The sequence below is a fragment of the Ochrobactrum sp. XJ1 genome (assembly GCF_024701725.1).
Taxonomy (GTDB): domain Bacteria; phylum Pseudomonadota; class Alphaproteobacteria; order Rhizobiales; family Rhizobiaceae; genus Brucella; species Brucella anthropi.
In genome coordinates this window covers 364554-380208 of sequence record NZ_VDGD01000007.1, presented here as the reverse complement: position 1 = coordinate 380208, position 15655 = coordinate 364554, and the positions used below count along the sequence as shown (strand labels likewise).

Genomic DNA, 15655 nt, shown 5'->3' with positions numbered 1-15655 from the left:
AATCCTGCCCCCGCAACCAAATTCCCACAAAAATACACGAAATCTCTCAAGCATAACCGATGTTCGTATCTTTGCGAACTGGCTCCGGCTTCTCGCAGAAGACCGTTCGACCTAATATCGATGCACGGAAGCGAGTTCTATACGCACGCATCGCAGCGCGCTCATAACCCCAAGGGTGGGCAGCAAGATGCTAGCGTAATTCTCAATCCACCGGAGCTGCATGGTGTAACCCCGGTGGATGTGTTGGCGCGGGTTAGGCTGATGAGTGTGGCTTCAAGATATTCCGGATGCCGAGCGGTTCAAATCAAGGTTGCCTGACGTCCAGCGGAAAGCGGTATCGGGAAATTCCAGATCGAAATGCGCGCGTTTTAGAAGCGCATTTGTGATGACAGCGCTTCTCCAGGCCATCAGGCTCAATTGTGGTTCTGCGATGCCATGGCAAAGCCTGCCTGCGTTGAGTACAAAAATCCGGCGGTCAGCAGGCCCGTTCCAGTCGAGAGCAAAATCTGCGCCGACACGCAAAGATCTGCCCTCTACAGCCGATAGTCGATCCTGGATTGCAGAGAGGCATTCAGGTAGTGAAAATTTGTAGCCCGTGGCAAAGATCAGATGATCGGCGCTGAGCATCTCGATCGTGCCATCGAAACCGTTGCGCATCACGATCGACAGGCTTGCGCCATCCTGCTTGAGGTCAAGAACTTCCCGGTATGGAAGCAAGGTCGCCCGTAGCGCATCGCCGTCCAGATGACGCTGTTCGTAGAGACGTCGATATATGGCCCTGATTGTCGACGCAGAAATACCGTCACTTGCGAGCTTTTGATGCTCGACGATCGCGTGCCGTCGCGGCTCGGCAAGCTGATGAAACTCGGCCACGTATTGCGGGGTGAAATGCTCGTCGGTGAACGGTGAGTCATCAAGCGGCTGAAAGTTCGGTCGCCTGCTGATCCAGCTGATCTCGTTGTCGGAATCTCTGCGTTCCAGCAGATGCTGGAATATCTCCGCGCCGCTTTGCCCTCCGCCGATAACTACAATCCTCTTGCCTTTCAGCGTGTCCAGTTTCTGTACGGCTTCGCTTGAATGGAATGCACGATCGCCAATCACCGATCTGGCCCATTCAGGTACATAGGGTTTCAACCCCACACCGAGGGACAGATTGCGGGCCGTTCGGACCTCATTATCGAAGGCCAGCTGGAAATGATTGCCGCTAAAAGTGATCTCGCGGATATTCTGACCAAAGTTCAGGCTCGGAATATTCCCTGCAGCCCAAGACAGATACCGCGCAAACTCCTTGCGGGGGATGGCGTCGTAGTCAGCGTTGAGAAACTCATAGAACCGCTTATGGGCGACCAGATAGGCTGCAAATGTCCACGGGCTCGTCGGATTAGTGGCTGTAACCAGATCCTTCATGAAGGAGGTCTGGAGTTCGGCACCGGGCAGCATCATGCCCGGGTGCCAGTCGAATTTGGGTTTGCGATCAAAAAATTGGACATTTACGCCGTTGATTGAATCCAGCTGCGCCGCCAGACTGAGATTGAATGGACCAACGCCAATTCCGCACAGATCAAGAATGGAATGTGTCATACTGAAACTCCTTCATTGATATAAGTTTGCGCCCTCTGGGAGGAGAAAGACGCCATTTCCGCGAGGTAAAGAGGATTGTTCAACTCGGTACCAAGAGCGGGAACAGGCCGCTCATTGGTGTCGCCATAGCCGATCGCAAGACGAACGCGATTAATCGCTATGCGCGGTATTTTCGGAAGAAACAGATCAAAAATTTTATATCGCTCGGCCAGTTCCGGATGGCTTTGCTGATAAAACCTCAACCGGGCTGAGAGGCTTGTGTAGAACGATAATTCGGGATAGCTATCGTGAGCGACCAGTGCTTCGGAAAGAAACCGTAGTACGCTCGCAAAATGTCCTGTCTGGAGATGTTGCTGCAGATGGGGAGCCGGTCGACGTTTCAACGTCGCCTTTACATCTGCGGGGAGTGTTGCCAGCTCCGGAAACTCTTGGTCAATCAGATCGGTGTCACCTTGAAAATCCTTGATCGCCACACCGGCAGGAATGTCGCCGTCCAGAAGAAGCGTGATATTCTGGCCATGCGCAATGAAGCCAACTCCATAGCAGCATAAGAAATGGTAGAGCGGGACCGCGATTGCCTCGAAGAGACGTTCGAGCCATTGATCATGGGACAGGCCGGATCGTTCGATCAGGGCGCTTATAACAGGACGCCCCGCATTATCAGACTGCGCCAGTGCTCCCATCATCATGGGGCGCCAACCGTGCGGCAAGTGCTTTTCCGGACTCTCCCGCCAGATGGCCCCCAGCATCTCGCAAAACTGATAGGGCGCGCCTTTCAGTGTTGCGAAGTGCGGATGAGGGTAAAACGCACCGGCGACTTCCTGCAGAATCCGGACGTTTTTCAGCGCCGAATCCCTCTTGGCTGTTTCCGCGAGCCAGTGAGACAGCGCCGGTCCGATCCGCATATATTTTCCGGGAACGCCACGCCAGGCAGACGTATTCAGGACGGTAAGCGGCAATTTGACATGAAGCGCGCGCCCGCGAACCTGATTGGCAAGTGTTCGCAGGGACTGTTGCGCAATGTAGGTATCGCCGAAACAACCAAGCGGTACCAGTCGCCCGGCAGCAATCTCGCTGGCATATTGGCTGACAATCATCGATTGCCATTGCCAGGGATGGACGGGCAGCAGCATATGCGTGTCAAGGCTAATGCCCACGTCACTCATCGCAGCAAGCAGATTGTGTCGTTCTCCTGTGCCGAGGCATTCGGCTAGCAACGCAGGCTCTGTAAGATCATGTGCAAGTGCAAGCTGACAATGGTTGCGCGCGGCGGCGAGCCAGAAAAGCTGGATCGGTGCATCGAATTCCGGTGCGTAGGTTTCGCTATCCTGCAATCCCCAACCCAGCCGTCCCTTGTTTGCCGGCGCCTTGGGATGACCGTCGAGGAGTGTTTGCAGTTCCGTGTCGGACAGGCCAGCCAGCTCGCTTGCATCGAAAGCGGCACGGCGTGCCACGATACGGGCGTCCGCCATCAGCGTGTTGTAAAGCTCCTTTGCATACGTGCAGAAAGTGGCTGGTGAAATGTCCAGAACATCACGCGCCTCGGCGAGGAAGCCGACCGCGTCATTTGCCACAGCTTCTTCTGTCGATGTCGCCCGCACGAGGCTTTTCGGATCGATATGCAGCTGTCCCCAGATGCGACGGCGTGCTTCAAAACGATAGGAAACAGCATCGCCAAGCGTCAGCGTCCACATCGTTTCAGCCTTGTTCAAGGCGACAGGCGCAAAGCCTTCCTCATACGACAGTTCCGAGATGGCTTTGGCAATAGCTGTTCGGTTCACTATTCCCCATATCTCGTCGTCAACCGCTTTGCGGCCCGGAAGCGGGCCAAGAAGAGCCCCGGAGACTGGTTGACGGTTCATAACGGCACCTCCTTGAAGAAGCGGTCCCGTTCACAACACACCAGAGCGGCGCGCTTGTGAGGAAAATCGAATTCCTTCACCTTGTCATAGGCTACGTCTGCGCAATAGCTGAGCATCTTCTGGTGGGATGCCCGTGGCTCGCCAACGATGCGTTGCGTTCGAGGCTCGTCAAGGAAAAGATAGTGGGTGACCGAGCGGAAAAGCGCGAGCGTCTTGGGGCGGCCGAGGTGCCGAGGATTGCCAATCAGGCCATGCCAGCCGCGATCGAAATCTTCGCTCTCATAATGTGGACCGAGACGGTCTTCACGTGCCCAATAGAATTCGAAATAGCCGGTCGGCTCGTTATCAAAATTCGCGATGACACCAAAGATATGCGGGTCCCGCTCCTGATCTGCGAGGTAGGTCTCAAGTGCCTCTGGACTTTGCGCCAGCTCCCAGAAAAAGGAGACGCGTCCCTGATTCATCCAGCCGTAGAACAAGTCTAGATCCGTACGACGATCGATGGGGCGGAAGGAAACTGTCTTGTTCAGATCAGGTATCCAGCGTTCGTAAAATATGCCGGATGGACGGGGAGGACGAAGCAATGGCAGCCGGTCGGCGGGACCGAGTGCCGATCGGATGCTGGGATAAGGCATATGGGCAGCCTGTTTGCGCCACAGCAACGGCAACTGGTGTAACACACAGCGATCCACTACGGCCAAACCTTCGACTTCCCGCAGAGCCAAGGCGCTGACTGGAGCAAGTTCGCTGGCTGGTGGTAGCGTCAAAGCCGCAATGTCGGGAAAACGCAGAAAGACGGCATCCAACAGGGCTGCAAGCAGCATGGTCGCATCGCTATGCAAAGGATCGAGCCTCACATCTTGCAGTGCGATTGTCTGCCGGTCGAAGGTGAGGCTTGCTTCGGCGCGAAACGCTCCGGCTTCTCCGAACAGGAATATACGTCCACTCTTGTCCAGCCTTGCCGCAAGCCGCTCGGAATTCGTCGCGCAATAATGCCAGGATAATTCACCACCTATTTCCGCGTGTGGCGAAAGGCGTTGATAGTCACTACTCTTCGTTTGAACATTCATGGCTTCACCGTGTCGAAATGGGGTTGGGAAACTGGATGTAGGAGGCGAGGGGATCGGTCACGTCGGTGTTTTCATTGACGTTTCCAGCCGAGATCATGAAATTTCCCTTGGCAACCAGCGTGGGGCTGTGAAGGAGATAATCCAGCGCGGTCTTGTCCCGCACAGGCCGCTTGTGTAGCCGTTCCAGAAAGCGTTGCAGGGCCGCAAAAAGTTCATTTTCATCAATGAAACGCGCCGAGCCCAGCGCGGCGATAAGTGCGAAAACGCCGTTGATGAACAGATAGTATCCAATCAGTTGAGCAGCTTCGTCACTGCCGAAGACATGGTCGGTAGCAGCACCTGCCTCAGGCAGATGTTCGCGCAGAAACGGCAAGAAAGAGCGGACGTAACCTGTACCCTGGCAATCACGGAAATAGAGCGCATTCGGCCAACCGTCCTGGAGGCCAAGAACGAGATTCTGCTGATGAGCGCCAAAAAGCAGGCCGTAATCGCCTTGGGCAATCATGAAAGGCGCAATGGCAACATCCAGAAAGCGTTCGAACCAGCGCTTCGCTACATCAGTCTCTGGGGCTCCCTCCGACGCGGCGATCCGGCGTATGAGGTCTGCGACATGGCTTCCATTCCCATCCGGGTGACGTTCGCAAAGCGCTGCAAGAACGGCCGCGTGCGGTTGCTGCTCACCGCGAAACGGGTTTTCCCGGAAAACTGTAATCGTTTCATTGTTGATGGAGCCGTCCGGCAAACGCAGAGATATCCAGCCGGGTTCACCCATAATGTGAAAATCCGGAAAACGTTCTTTCAGGGCCTTGCCGATTGTTCCCGTTACGAGCCGATGGACGTTAATGCCCCGCAGGCATTCGCTTGGTTCTACGATGCGGCGCGAATTGGTAAGCCGGAGGCTGAGCGAAAATTTGAGCATCCAGTCGCTCTCGCGAGAATATATCGCGCGCAACGAGCTTGTCGCGCGCCAGTCAGGGCCGCTGCTGCCGAGATCGATCAACTTGCCCTGACGTTCCAGTTGCTGGATATCCGGGCGTAGCGACAGGCGAGACGCCTGCCATGGGTGCAACGGAATGAGCGGTCGCCCGGCCGCTTTTTCAATCAGTCGAGAATCCGACGCAATGGATACTATAGCTTCGGCAACGTCGAAGCCATCAGCCGCTCCCTGTGCCAGCAGTTCTGGTTCGACAGCCCACCACCGCAAAGCAAAGGCATTGCCATATTCCGGGCCAAACCGGCGGTTGTCTTCATCGGTGAATTCATCCCGGCTGCGTGGAAACGGATGTACCGCATGACCGAACCGCAACGCTTTTTCGGCCGTGATGAAATCAGGGTCTGATTCAACAAAAGGTCGTTCATCGGCGGTTTCCCGGAGGAGGTCGGTAATTGAGCGCGTGCTGTCCAGCACTCTTTGCTGGAAGAGTAGTTTCGCATTGGGTGAAACGCTGCCGCCGATCTCATTTTCTTTGAGAAGCAGGAGCGCGAGTTCTGGCAAACTTATAGGTTCCAACCGGTCGCCATTGGATTTCCACATAGGCGCGCCGAAGCAATGATATCCGGCGAGCGACCAGAAAGTCACAGGCACCCTGACCTCGATATCTGATGCCGGAAGCTTCAGAAGTAAGTATTTTTTTGTTGTACCTCCAGCAGGTGATGGGGGTCCATCCACTATTTCCCAATTTTTCCATTCTCGTTTCAGAGAATTTATAAATATACTTTCCGATACAGCGAGGTAATTTGTATTAATTACTATATTCATTTCGCTTCTCCGAAATAGTTATGATTTTTTATTTACATACTATGCAGACATTGCTACCGATATAGAAAATTAAACATGCGGTGATTTCCATGGGTTTCGATGATACGGCGCTTAAAATGTCCTCTCGTCTTTCGATTGCCGTTTCGACTATCGGTTTTAATCAGACAGCATTCATTGCTCTTGTCCCTCTCATCGCGACTGCGACGGGTCTGCAAACAGGTGAGATCGGTCTTACAGCGGGGCTTGGTGCCGTGGCCTTCGTTGCCAGCGCTCCCTTGTGTGGAATGCTCGGCGCTCGAATTGGAGCGCGGCGCGCGCTGTATTGGCTGGGGCTCGTACTTCTGCTGGCACAACTCATCTTTCTGGCGCTGATGGTGGTGGGCCCGCTGCCCTATGTGCCGGCTCTCGGTTTGCTCGTAGTATCGCGCCTCGTCTATGGGGCAGCATCCGCTGGAATTATGCCGATTGCTCAAGCCTGGATTTCCGGATTGTTGCCGCAAAAGGAGCGCACCGTTGCCTTGGCACGGCTCAGCGCCGGGCTCAGCATTGGCCGCATTCTGGGTTCCGCTGCGGCAGTGACCGCCAGTGTCATGCCGCTTCTGCCACTTATGCTGCTCGTTGCAAGTCCGCTCAGTCTCCTGCTGGCGCCTGCTGCAAACGACACTGTCGGCAAAGCTGGTCCGCGTTCCGATAGTCGGGCATATCTTTCTCCACTCGACGGACGCCTGCTGCCATTCCTCGGACTTGGATTTCTGGTCACGATGTCCTTCGGACATGTTCAGATGATCCTCGGACCGCTGCTGCAACTGCATCTTGCCGTTGGTCCGGCCGAGGCAACCGCTGCTGCGGGGATCACGCTGATTGTTGTGGCGCTTGCGATGATCGCAACGCAGATACTGGTCATTCCCCGGTTGCGGCTCGACAATGGAACCTGCGTTATCCTCGGTACAGTTCTGCTGGCTGCTGGTGTCCTGCTCGTGGCGGTACCCCTCGCATATGTGAATCTCTGCGGACTGGTGATGGCCGGAGTAGGAATGGCGATTGCCACGCCCAACTATCTTGGATGGCTCACCGGACGGATGGAACAGGGAGAACAGGGGGCTGCGGCTGGTTGGCTTGCAAGTGCTCACGTACTTGGCCAAGGAGCGGGCGCGATCTCCGGCGGCTATCTTTTTACAGTCTCTGCGCAGGCACCGCTTTTTGTCAGCGCGATCCTTGCTGGCATGGCAGCGCTTCTCGCCTTCTCGATGAAGGCCCGAGATACATGAAGAACAAGAGGGATGCTGGATCATGACGGCCGCCTGCCAATGGCATCAACGCCTGTCCTCGGTAGTGTCTTGAGCATCCTAATTGTGGCGAGAACGGCCAGCCCCGAAAGCACTGCGGCCAGAGCGAAGAGAGGGCCGTAGCCCAGACGATCTGCAAGGATGCCTGAAACCATAGAACCAGCCAGATAGACAACAATCTGTGCGCAGGCGAGGATCGTAAAATCAGTTCCAGGCTGATCGGGCGATGTGACGCTCATGAAAAGGCTGTAGAGCGCAACGATCTCCATGTACCGGATGATCGTCTGAAATGCCGATGCCCCGTAAAGCGGCCAGATTCCACCCAGTGCGCCGAAAGCATGCAGGGTGAACAGTAGGAAGCAGATTGTTCTCAAGCTCCCCAGAAGCCCAAGCACTGCGGCGACACCATTGCGACGAAGAAGAACGGCGGCGATGGCAGAACCGGCAATGCCTGCGGTTGCGGCGGCGGCACCTGACAGATAGCCGATCACGTCGAGCGGAACGCCCGCATCCACCAGATAGGGTCCCTCCATGGCTTTCATCAGCCCTTCGCTTGCCCGATAGATCAGTGCAATCCACAGAATCTGCCGTGCTTCGGCGCGGCGTAGGAAATGCATGATCGAGGGACGTGAAAGAGCCCGCCCGTCGAGCAAAGGTGCGGGGTCGTTTTCCCGCATCGATAAGGCGGCGATCAAAGGAATGAGCGAAAGAAATGCAATCGTGCCAAGCATGATCGCCCAGCCTGCGTGGTGATAAAGAACCAGTCCCAGCGTTCCGCCGATCAGAACGCCGAAAGCGACCGCACCGCCCTGGATGGCGTTGCCGAGAGGTCTGTCTGCCTCGTCGAGATATTTTGCAGCATAGCCATCGGTCGCTATGTCCTGAGTGGCAAGCAAAAGAGAGGCAATGAAGCCGACAATGAAAATTCCGGTGACATTATCCGGACCCAGCGGGATGAGGCACACTATGGCCGCGATGATCCCGCTTTGCGTAAGCACGACCCAGCCAGCCCGGTGAGAACGTGCCCATGGTCTGAAGCGGTCGACCAAAGGTGCCCATGCAAACTTCAGGACCATGGGCAGAAGCAGAATGGAAAACATGCCGATAGCGGTGCGTGACACATCCTGTTCCCGCAAGATGGGAGGCAGGGCGGCAGCAAACAGATAGGTCGGAATGCCCTGAGCCAGATAGAGCCCTGCAAGGACACAGAACAACCGTTTCCGTGATGAGGGACGGGCGATGGAAGAGGGGGCAATCGCCATCATCGATTGCCCTTGTGAGAGTGCGGGCCTGCCAGGCAGGCCGTGGTGCTGAAAAGCATCTTCATCGCCCGGCTCTGCCTTAGAACGTCACTTTATAGGAAAGGAAAACGCTGCGCCCCAGCCCTGCTACAGGTGCGTTACGCGTGGCTGTTGCCGTGGGGTTGATATAATAGGTGTCGAAGACGTTGCGGACGGCGAGGCTTGCTTCGCTGCCGTTCTCGAAGGTTTTCGAGAACGCCATATTCACCAATGTAGCGTCGTCTATCTGCTGACCCTTGATACGGTCGCGACCCGAGAAATATTCAACTTCCCCCCGGACCTTGTACCCGCCTTCGAACGACACTGTGGTATAGGCAAGCCCCTTCCATGTGGTTGGAATACGGTTATTGGGAAGGTATTCGTCCGAACCGATGCTGCCATCCCGGTTGGCGTCATATTTGCCTTCCTGATAGGCAACCAGACCGCCGATGGTGAACATCGAATTGATGTCGTAGTCGGCTCGTGCCTCCACGCCCCAGATACGTTCCTTCTGCTGGCTTACGCGGTTTGCCGCGATATCATAGTTCACACCATCCTTGGAGGTGGAAATATAGCTGCTCACCGTGCTGCGAAGATCGCCCCAATCGCCGCGCAGACCCACTTCATAAGTGTTGACCAGCTGAGGCTTTGGCGCGATGTCGGCATAGCTGATCGTGTAGTCAGGCGTGCCGCGGCAGCCATAGATGGCAGCTATCGAGCCGTAGGCATCACAGATTTCGGCAAGTGAATTGACACCCGCGCGGCGTGTAAATGCGCCGATATCCGTAAGGCTGTAGCCTTGCGAGAAATTACCGAAGGCCTGCACCTCTTCCGTGACGTCGTACACCGCTCCAGCGTTGAAGGTCCATGCGTTGTAGTCAAACGAACCACCAAGAACGCTGATCGCCGGATAGATATTCGCCAGTGACCGCGCAGGCCAGGCAACTGCTGTAGGCCGCGTGAAATCATTCACATCGAGGTAGAACTGATCGAAACGCGCGCCGCCCTGCAAACGGAACCGTTCCGTGACTGGAACTTCGGCCTGCGCAAAAGCTGCGATGGAATTCTGCGTCATCGGGGCGATAGCATCTTCGTCGTTCAGCAGGGTCTGCGCCACCTTGTCGTAAGCGTAATCCACACCCCAGGTCAGCTTGCTGCCATTGGTGATGAAATCCATCGGTGTCGTGATGGTCATGTTCACGCCTGTCCGGTCGAAGTCATATTTCGACTGGTTGAACCATGCGGTCGGCTGTCGGGGATTTCCCGAATAATAGACCTGAGTGTTCACAGCCGAAAGTTCGGTGAACGGGGACTGTTTGAAGATCTTGTTATAGAAAGCCTTCACTTCGAGATTGCCGAGTGCAAAATCCTGATCGGTATATTTTGCAGTCAGATACTTGGAATCCTCGCGAAGTGGTTCGCCGGTGTAGGCTGAACCGAATCTCGGTGAAACCGGGTTCGTCGTGTAGTTGGTGAACCATTCCGGCTTCTGCTTGGCGTAGGTCCAGTCAAAGCTGACTTCAAACCGGCGCGGACCGCTTTCATAGCCTACGACACCGAAGAAATTGCCGTTGACCGTCCTGTCGCCGCCACCTTGTCCAAGCATGGCGTCGGATGGCATTTCATTGCCATGTCCGTCATAGGTGCGGCGGGTCCAATCGCCGGTTCCGGAGAAGTAATAGTCGAGCTTGTCTTTTCGACCCTCAATGGAGATGCTCGTTTCCGGCGCGGTCGATTTGCCAAGGTTTTCCGTGTAGCCGGAAAGGCCGGTGCGTACCGTGACGGTCGGCTTGTCGCTGGTGCCCCGCTTGGTGATGAAATTGATCGTTCCGCCTGTCCCGCCGGCACCGTAGAGGCTTGAAGCTCCGTTCACGACCTCAATGCGTTCAACAGAATTGAGATCGATCATCGACAGGATGCGTGACAGGTCGCGCAGTGGCGTGTTGCGGGGCACACCGTCCACCATGATCAGAACGCTGCGACCACGAAATGTTTCCGACGCGCCGGATATGGTCTGGTTGCTTGGTGCGAAACCGGGAACCAGGCGCGAAATCAAGTCGCTGGCATTCGGCGAGATTCGCATCGCTTCTTCGACTTGTTCCCGATCAATCACCTGAACGGATTGAGCAACAGCGGCAATTGAGCTCTCATTGCGTCCGGCGGTGATGATAATCTGGTCCAGCCGCGTAACCCCTGCGTCGTTGCCTGCAGTTTCCTGTGCAAACGCTGCCGTCGTAAATCCGCAGCCTGAGAGCAGCAGAACTATGAATTGCCTGTTCATGTTTTTCCCCAAGTGAGAATAGTCAATGGAATCCGATGGATGGCCAATCCGTGGCGTCGGTTTTCCATCAATCTGTTACAGTCGCCCCTGGACGCAAAGGACATGGTGCCTGGTCATGAGGGTGATCCATGAAGGTCTCCTTTTGTCGTCCCGCCTTCATTCGACGGAGACAGGACTGGCCGTCTCCGCGAAAGTCGTTTAAACTAGATTATTATTGTCAACTTTATAGGGTGGCCTGTGCGTTCGACTTGGTTCCTGGCGAAAATTGATAGGACCAGGACGAACTGACCGTTGGTCATTTACCCGTGTTGCAAGGATGCATCATGATTCCGTCTAAGCAGATCGAAACGATAGTTCCGCAGCACTTTCATATTGCCGATATCGGGAATGAAACCGACTGCAAACTCTGTGCTTCGGCGCTCACTGAGATTGTGGGAGATGTCTCGCTGGTCGTGGGCGCAACTGCACAGGGTGCTGTCCGGGGTATTTACTGCTCGGTAGATCCGCTCCGGATCATGACCTGCTATTTTCCGAGTTGCGAGATATTGATCCGGGGTAAAGGCGGATGCTCGGCCGATCAATTGCTTATGGTGCGAAGCATGGAAGGAGCGCTTCGCATCCGACAATCCGGTGAGACATTGAACCTGTTGCCGGGTGACGTAGTTTTTCTGTCGCCGGACAAGGCGTATGAATGGTGGCTCCCTGAAGGCGGACGTGTCGATTGTGGACGTTTGCCTGTGAGCTATTTTCCGGTCTCAAAACAGGCCGTGAAAAACTTTTTGATGCGCCCAATACCGAAGGCCTATCCACCATTAAAGCTCCTTATTACGCATGGTGCCTATCTGCTTATGCGAGGCACGCACGCGCCCGGCGAAGCCGAGATGATCGCGGCGCACTTCCGACAGGTGTTGCCAATGGTTCTGGAGTTTCTCCGGGACGATCACCGTAAACATCGCTCAGGTCTGAACCTTTCGCAGATCAAAGCTTTCATCGAGACTGGTCTGTCGGATGCAACCTTCGATCTTGGTACGGTTACCGCAAGGTTTGGCGTTACTGCCCGTCAGGTCCAAAAGCTTTTTCAGGCTGAGAATACGACGTTCTCCCGTTACGTGCTTGAGCGTCGACTGGATATGGCCCGACTGCGTGTTTCACGACATAACAATCGCTCGATCAGTTCAATTGCTTACGAGGTTGGCTTTGGCGATCTTTCCTATTTCAATCGGGTGTTTCGCCAGCACTTCGGCATGACACCATCGGCGATGCGAGACCAATCGCATGCCATGGTGAGTCAGATTCAAGCTCTTGGTTCGTCCAGACTAAAGGTCACAGGAGCCACCCGTTGATAGCTGCTGTTTGACGGTCCGAACGCCTGCGCCGTTACACCTGTTCGAGCCTCGCCTATCAACAGAACGCTGGCCGACCGGATGGGTCTTTATCGATACATATCCATATTTTCCGGGGCCTGTGCGCCAAAATTACGGGCGTAATAATGGCCGCTATAGACCGCAGCTGCGATGATAGATGGTGCGTAACAGTCGCCAATCGCCGTGACGGATATCACGCCCGCATCTTGCCAGTCATTTTTGCGGGCTTCCAAAGCAGCTTGCAGCGTGTTGTTGGGATGGCGGCTGGTCACTGGTACCAGTGTGCTGCATGGAACCTCGGTTTCCCTGCCGGAATAGACACATGCGACCGACAGACTGTCCGATGTTTGTCTTGCGAGCTTATGCAGCGGGATTATCCTGACACCCAGTTCTATCAATCTTGTTTGAATTTTTGATTGTTCAAGCGTGTGTTCCGTCCAGGGAGCCACGATCGGCGCTGGCGTGACCAATGTCGTATCAATACCGCGGCTCACGGCCAGCTCGGCCAGAACCGATCCGAGATAGTAACGATCATCATCAAATATCACCAGAGGTCCGTGGCACGCATCGAGTGATGTTTTGTCTTTCAGGATAGCGTTGACGCTCAGCGTGCGTCCTTCCAGTGTTTCCGGAGGTTGCCGATGCGAGCGACCGACTGCATCCGCGCGCCAGTGCGCTCCGGTGGCCAGCACCACATGCGGGATTCCGTAAGTCAGAATCTCGTCGGCATCGAGTTGGCTGTCGAGATACATCTCCACATTGGTCGCGCGCTGCAATTGCATCATGCGCCAATCGCGAACACGCGCCCAGCTTGCCAGCCCGGGGAGGGCCGCTTCCTCCGTGACGCGCCCACCCCAATGGGTATGCTTTTCGGCTATGATGACTTCTGCACCGCGCTCGGCCATGGCGCGAGCGGCTTCCAGACCGGCTGGTCCTCCGCCGACCACCAAAACTTTCTCGGTGGCCTGCAACCTGCTGATTTTCTCCGGATGCCAGTCCTTGCGCGCTTCTTCGCCAATCGTCGGGTTTTGCGTGCATCGCAATGGTGCAACGGTGTTGTCGCTGGCCGTGCATATATTGCAGCCAATGCATTCGCGAATGTCGTCGATGCGACCGCTCCGGATTTTCTCGGGCAGAAATGGATCGGCGATTGACGGACGGGCTGCGCCGATGAGGTCCAGAACACCGGAGCGGATGGCCTGTACCATGGTATCCGGTGAGGTATAGCGACCAACACCCACAACTGGTTTGCTGGTGAGTGATTTCACAAATGAGATGTAAGGCTCCTGAAAGCCTTCCTGCGAAAAGCGCGACGTCTGGCTGTCGTTGGACCAGCCGGACAGGTTTACATCCCAAAGATCGGGTTCATCGGCGAGAGCGGCAATGACGTCCCGACCTTCACCATTGTGCTGGATGCCCTGGTCGCCCAGAAACTCCTCAACCGCAAAGCGGACTGCGATTGCGCATTTGTCGCCGACAGCGTCGCGCGTATCGGCCAGAACCTCGCGGAACAATCGCAAGCGGTTTTCGAACGACCCGCCATATTCATCCGTGCGGGTATTGTAGCGTTGCAGCAGAAAATGCTGCAGTAAGGTCATGTCGTGACCCGCATAGACATAGATAATATCGAAACCGGCCCGTTTGGCGCGAAGTGCGGCATCGCGATGCCATTTGCGAAACCGGGCGATGTCAGCTTTGTCCATGGCTCTTGCCTGAACTGGGTCCTCCACATCGACAATCATGTCCATGGGACCGAGCGGCGCCAGTCTGGTCAAACGGTTGGAGACGTGGATACCATTATGCACAAGCTGGATTGCAGCGAGACTACCATGCTGGTGGACGGCCTCAGTCAGCTTCTGGAGACGGTCGGCGTCTTTCTCGTCCCATATGCGGCCCTGATTGGATGGCGTGATATCTGACGTCGGATGGATTTCGGTTTCCTGTGTGGAAACGACACCCCAGCCGCCCTCCGCTTTCATTTCACGCAGCCGCAGATCGTGCTCGGGATAACGATGACCCATGCCGCTACAATGCGGAACCTGATAAAAGCGGTTCTTCGTCGTAACAGGGCCAATCTTGATCGGCTCGAACAGAATTTCGTGACGCTTGTCCATGATCGCTCTGCTTGTCATTTATCAGCATGTCCCCCTTGTCGGGGCGACCGAATGAGAAGTGGATTTCCATCGCGCTTAACGCGCGATGGAACGCTTGAAGCGAGCTTCGAGTTTGGCCTGACCATATTCCAGAACGATGGACAGGGCCCAATAGATCATCGATGCGGTGATGAGCATTTCGATGTGCCGGAACTCGGTCTGACCTTGGGTACGGGCAAGATACATGAGTTCCCAAACGCCGATGACGGAGACTAGAGACGAGTCCTTGAGCATCGCGATGAACTGGTTGCCGGTTGGCGGAATTATGATGCGCATCGCTTGAGGAAGCGTGACCAGCCACATGGTTTGCGAGGGCCCTAGACCCAACGCATATGCGCCCTCCTGCTGCCCGCGGGGAATGCTCTCAATGCCTGCGCGGAAGATTTCCGTCATATAGGCGCCGTAGCATAGGGACAGCGCCAGAATACCGGCGGGAATAGGTCCGATGACATAGCCCACCTGCGGCAGTCCAAGGTAGATAATGTAGATCTGCATCAACAATGGCAGGCCACGAAAAAGCGAAGTGTAGAACGTCGCCAGGCCGTAGATGAGGCCATTCTTAGAAAGCTTGGCCACCGCACCGATCAGAGCCAGAATGGTTGCGAAGAATATCGAGGCTGCGGAAATATAAAGCGTCGTGACGACACCCTGGCTGATCAGAAATCCGATCTTTCTTGCGATAAAATCAAATGAGAGATCGAATGAATAGAAGAAGATCATCAGCAGCAGGAACAGTTCCAGCCATATTGCCGTGATCTGCGCCCAACGCGGAAAAAGTCTCAGGAAACTCCAATTCGCGAAGATGACGATGCTAAGCAGTATCGAGGAGATTAGCGTCGCCTTGGTGAAGCCGGCTTTTGCGACTTTCGGGTCGATGCCAAGCCAGTTTGTTATGCCGGAGAACCGGATATTCATGAAACAGAAGAGTGCTGTCAGGATAACAAAGAACGCTATCTGGACAGTACGTTTAGCGGCCTCGGGCCGCGTCAGAAAAAACCTCCCGAGCATGTTCTCTCCCC

Annotated in this window: 10 protein-coding genes; 2 read left to right on the top strand and 8 right to left on the bottom strand. The window is 55.4% G+C overall.

All coding sequences use genetic code 11. From position 1 onward, the window contains the following. Positions 1-273: 273 nt before the first annotated feature. Genes FG152_RS15260 through FG152_RS15245 form a run of 4 tightly spaced genes read right to left on the bottom strand, consistent with a single transcriptional unit; the run spans position 274 to position 6008 of the window. A complete protein-coding gene (locus tag FG152_RS15260; protein ID WP_010658466.1) occupies positions 274-1581 on the bottom strand; it encodes a lysine N(6)-hydroxylase/L-ornithine N(5)-oxygenase family protein in 1308 nt (435 codons plus the stop codon). After that, positions 1578-3443: an IucA/IucC family protein gene (locus FG152_RS15255; protein ID WP_010658467.1), complete on the bottom strand. Its 1866-nt coding sequence runs from the start codon at positions 3441-3443 to the stop codon at positions 1578-1580. The genes FG152_RS15260 and FG152_RS15255 overlap by 4 nt, the downstream gene beginning before the upstream one ends. Then, positions 3440-4513, bottom strand: coding sequence for a GNAT family N-acetyltransferase (locus tag FG152_RS15250; protein ID WP_010658468.1), 1074 nt, complete (start codon positions 4511-4513; stop codon positions 3440-3442). The genes FG152_RS15255 and FG152_RS15250 overlap by 4 nt, the downstream gene beginning before the upstream one ends. A gap of 4 nt (positions 4514-4517) precedes the next feature. After that, positions 4518-6008, bottom strand: coding sequence for an IucA/IucC family protein (locus FG152_RS15245; protein ID WP_226622728.1), 1491 nt, complete (start codon positions 6006-6008; stop codon positions 4518-4520). Positions 6009-6361: 353 nt separating this feature from the next. Between FG152_RS15245 and FG152_RS15240 the strand changes: the two genes are divergently transcribed. Further along, complete coding sequence (locus FG152_RS15240) at positions 6362-7540, top strand: MFS transporter (RefSeq protein WP_010658470.1); 1179 nt, start codon at positions 6362-6364, stop codon at positions 7538-7540. A gap of 20 nt (positions 7541-7560) precedes the next feature. Here the strand turns inward: FG152_RS15240 and FG152_RS15235 are convergent, their stop codons facing one another. Both FG152_RS15235 and FG152_RS15230 read right to left on the bottom strand, forming a co-directional pair. Continuing rightward, on the bottom strand, positions 7561-8823 hold the full coding sequence (locus tag FG152_RS15235) for an MFS transporter (RefSeq protein WP_498987048.1): 1263 nt from the start codon (positions 8821-8823) through the stop codon (positions 7561-7563). A 76-nt stretch (positions 8824-8899) separates the two neighbouring features. After that, on the bottom strand, positions 8900-11119 hold the full coding sequence (locus FG152_RS15230) for a TonB-dependent receptor (RefSeq protein WP_010658472.1): 2220 nt from the start codon (positions 11117-11119) through the stop codon (positions 8900-8902). A 323-nt stretch (positions 11120-11442) separates the two neighbouring features. On the opposite strand from FG152_RS15230, the gene FG152_RS15225 reads away from it, so the two are divergent. After that, positions 11443-12462: a helix-turn-helix transcriptional regulator gene (locus tag FG152_RS15225; protein ID WP_010658473.1), complete on the top strand. Its 1020-nt coding sequence runs from the start codon at positions 11443-11445 to the stop codon at positions 12460-12462. A gap of 89 nt (positions 12463-12551) precedes the next feature. Here the strand turns inward: FG152_RS15225 and FG152_RS15220 are convergent, their stop codons facing one another. Together FG152_RS15220 and FG152_RS15215 are read right to left on the bottom strand one after the other, a co-directional pair. After that, positions 12552-14615, bottom strand: coding sequence for an oxidoreductase (locus tag FG152_RS15220; protein ID WP_029375914.1), 2064 nt, complete (start codon positions 14613-14615; stop codon positions 12552-12554). Between the two features lie 57 nt (positions 14616-14672). Continuing rightward, positions 14673-15644 carry an amino acid ABC transporter permease gene (locus tag FG152_RS15215; RefSeq protein WP_010658475.1) on the bottom strand — a complete coding sequence of 324 codons (972 nt, stop codon included), beginning with the start codon at positions 15642-15644 and terminating at the stop codon, positions 14673-14675. Between the last annotated feature and the right edge of the window lie 11 nt (positions 15645-15655).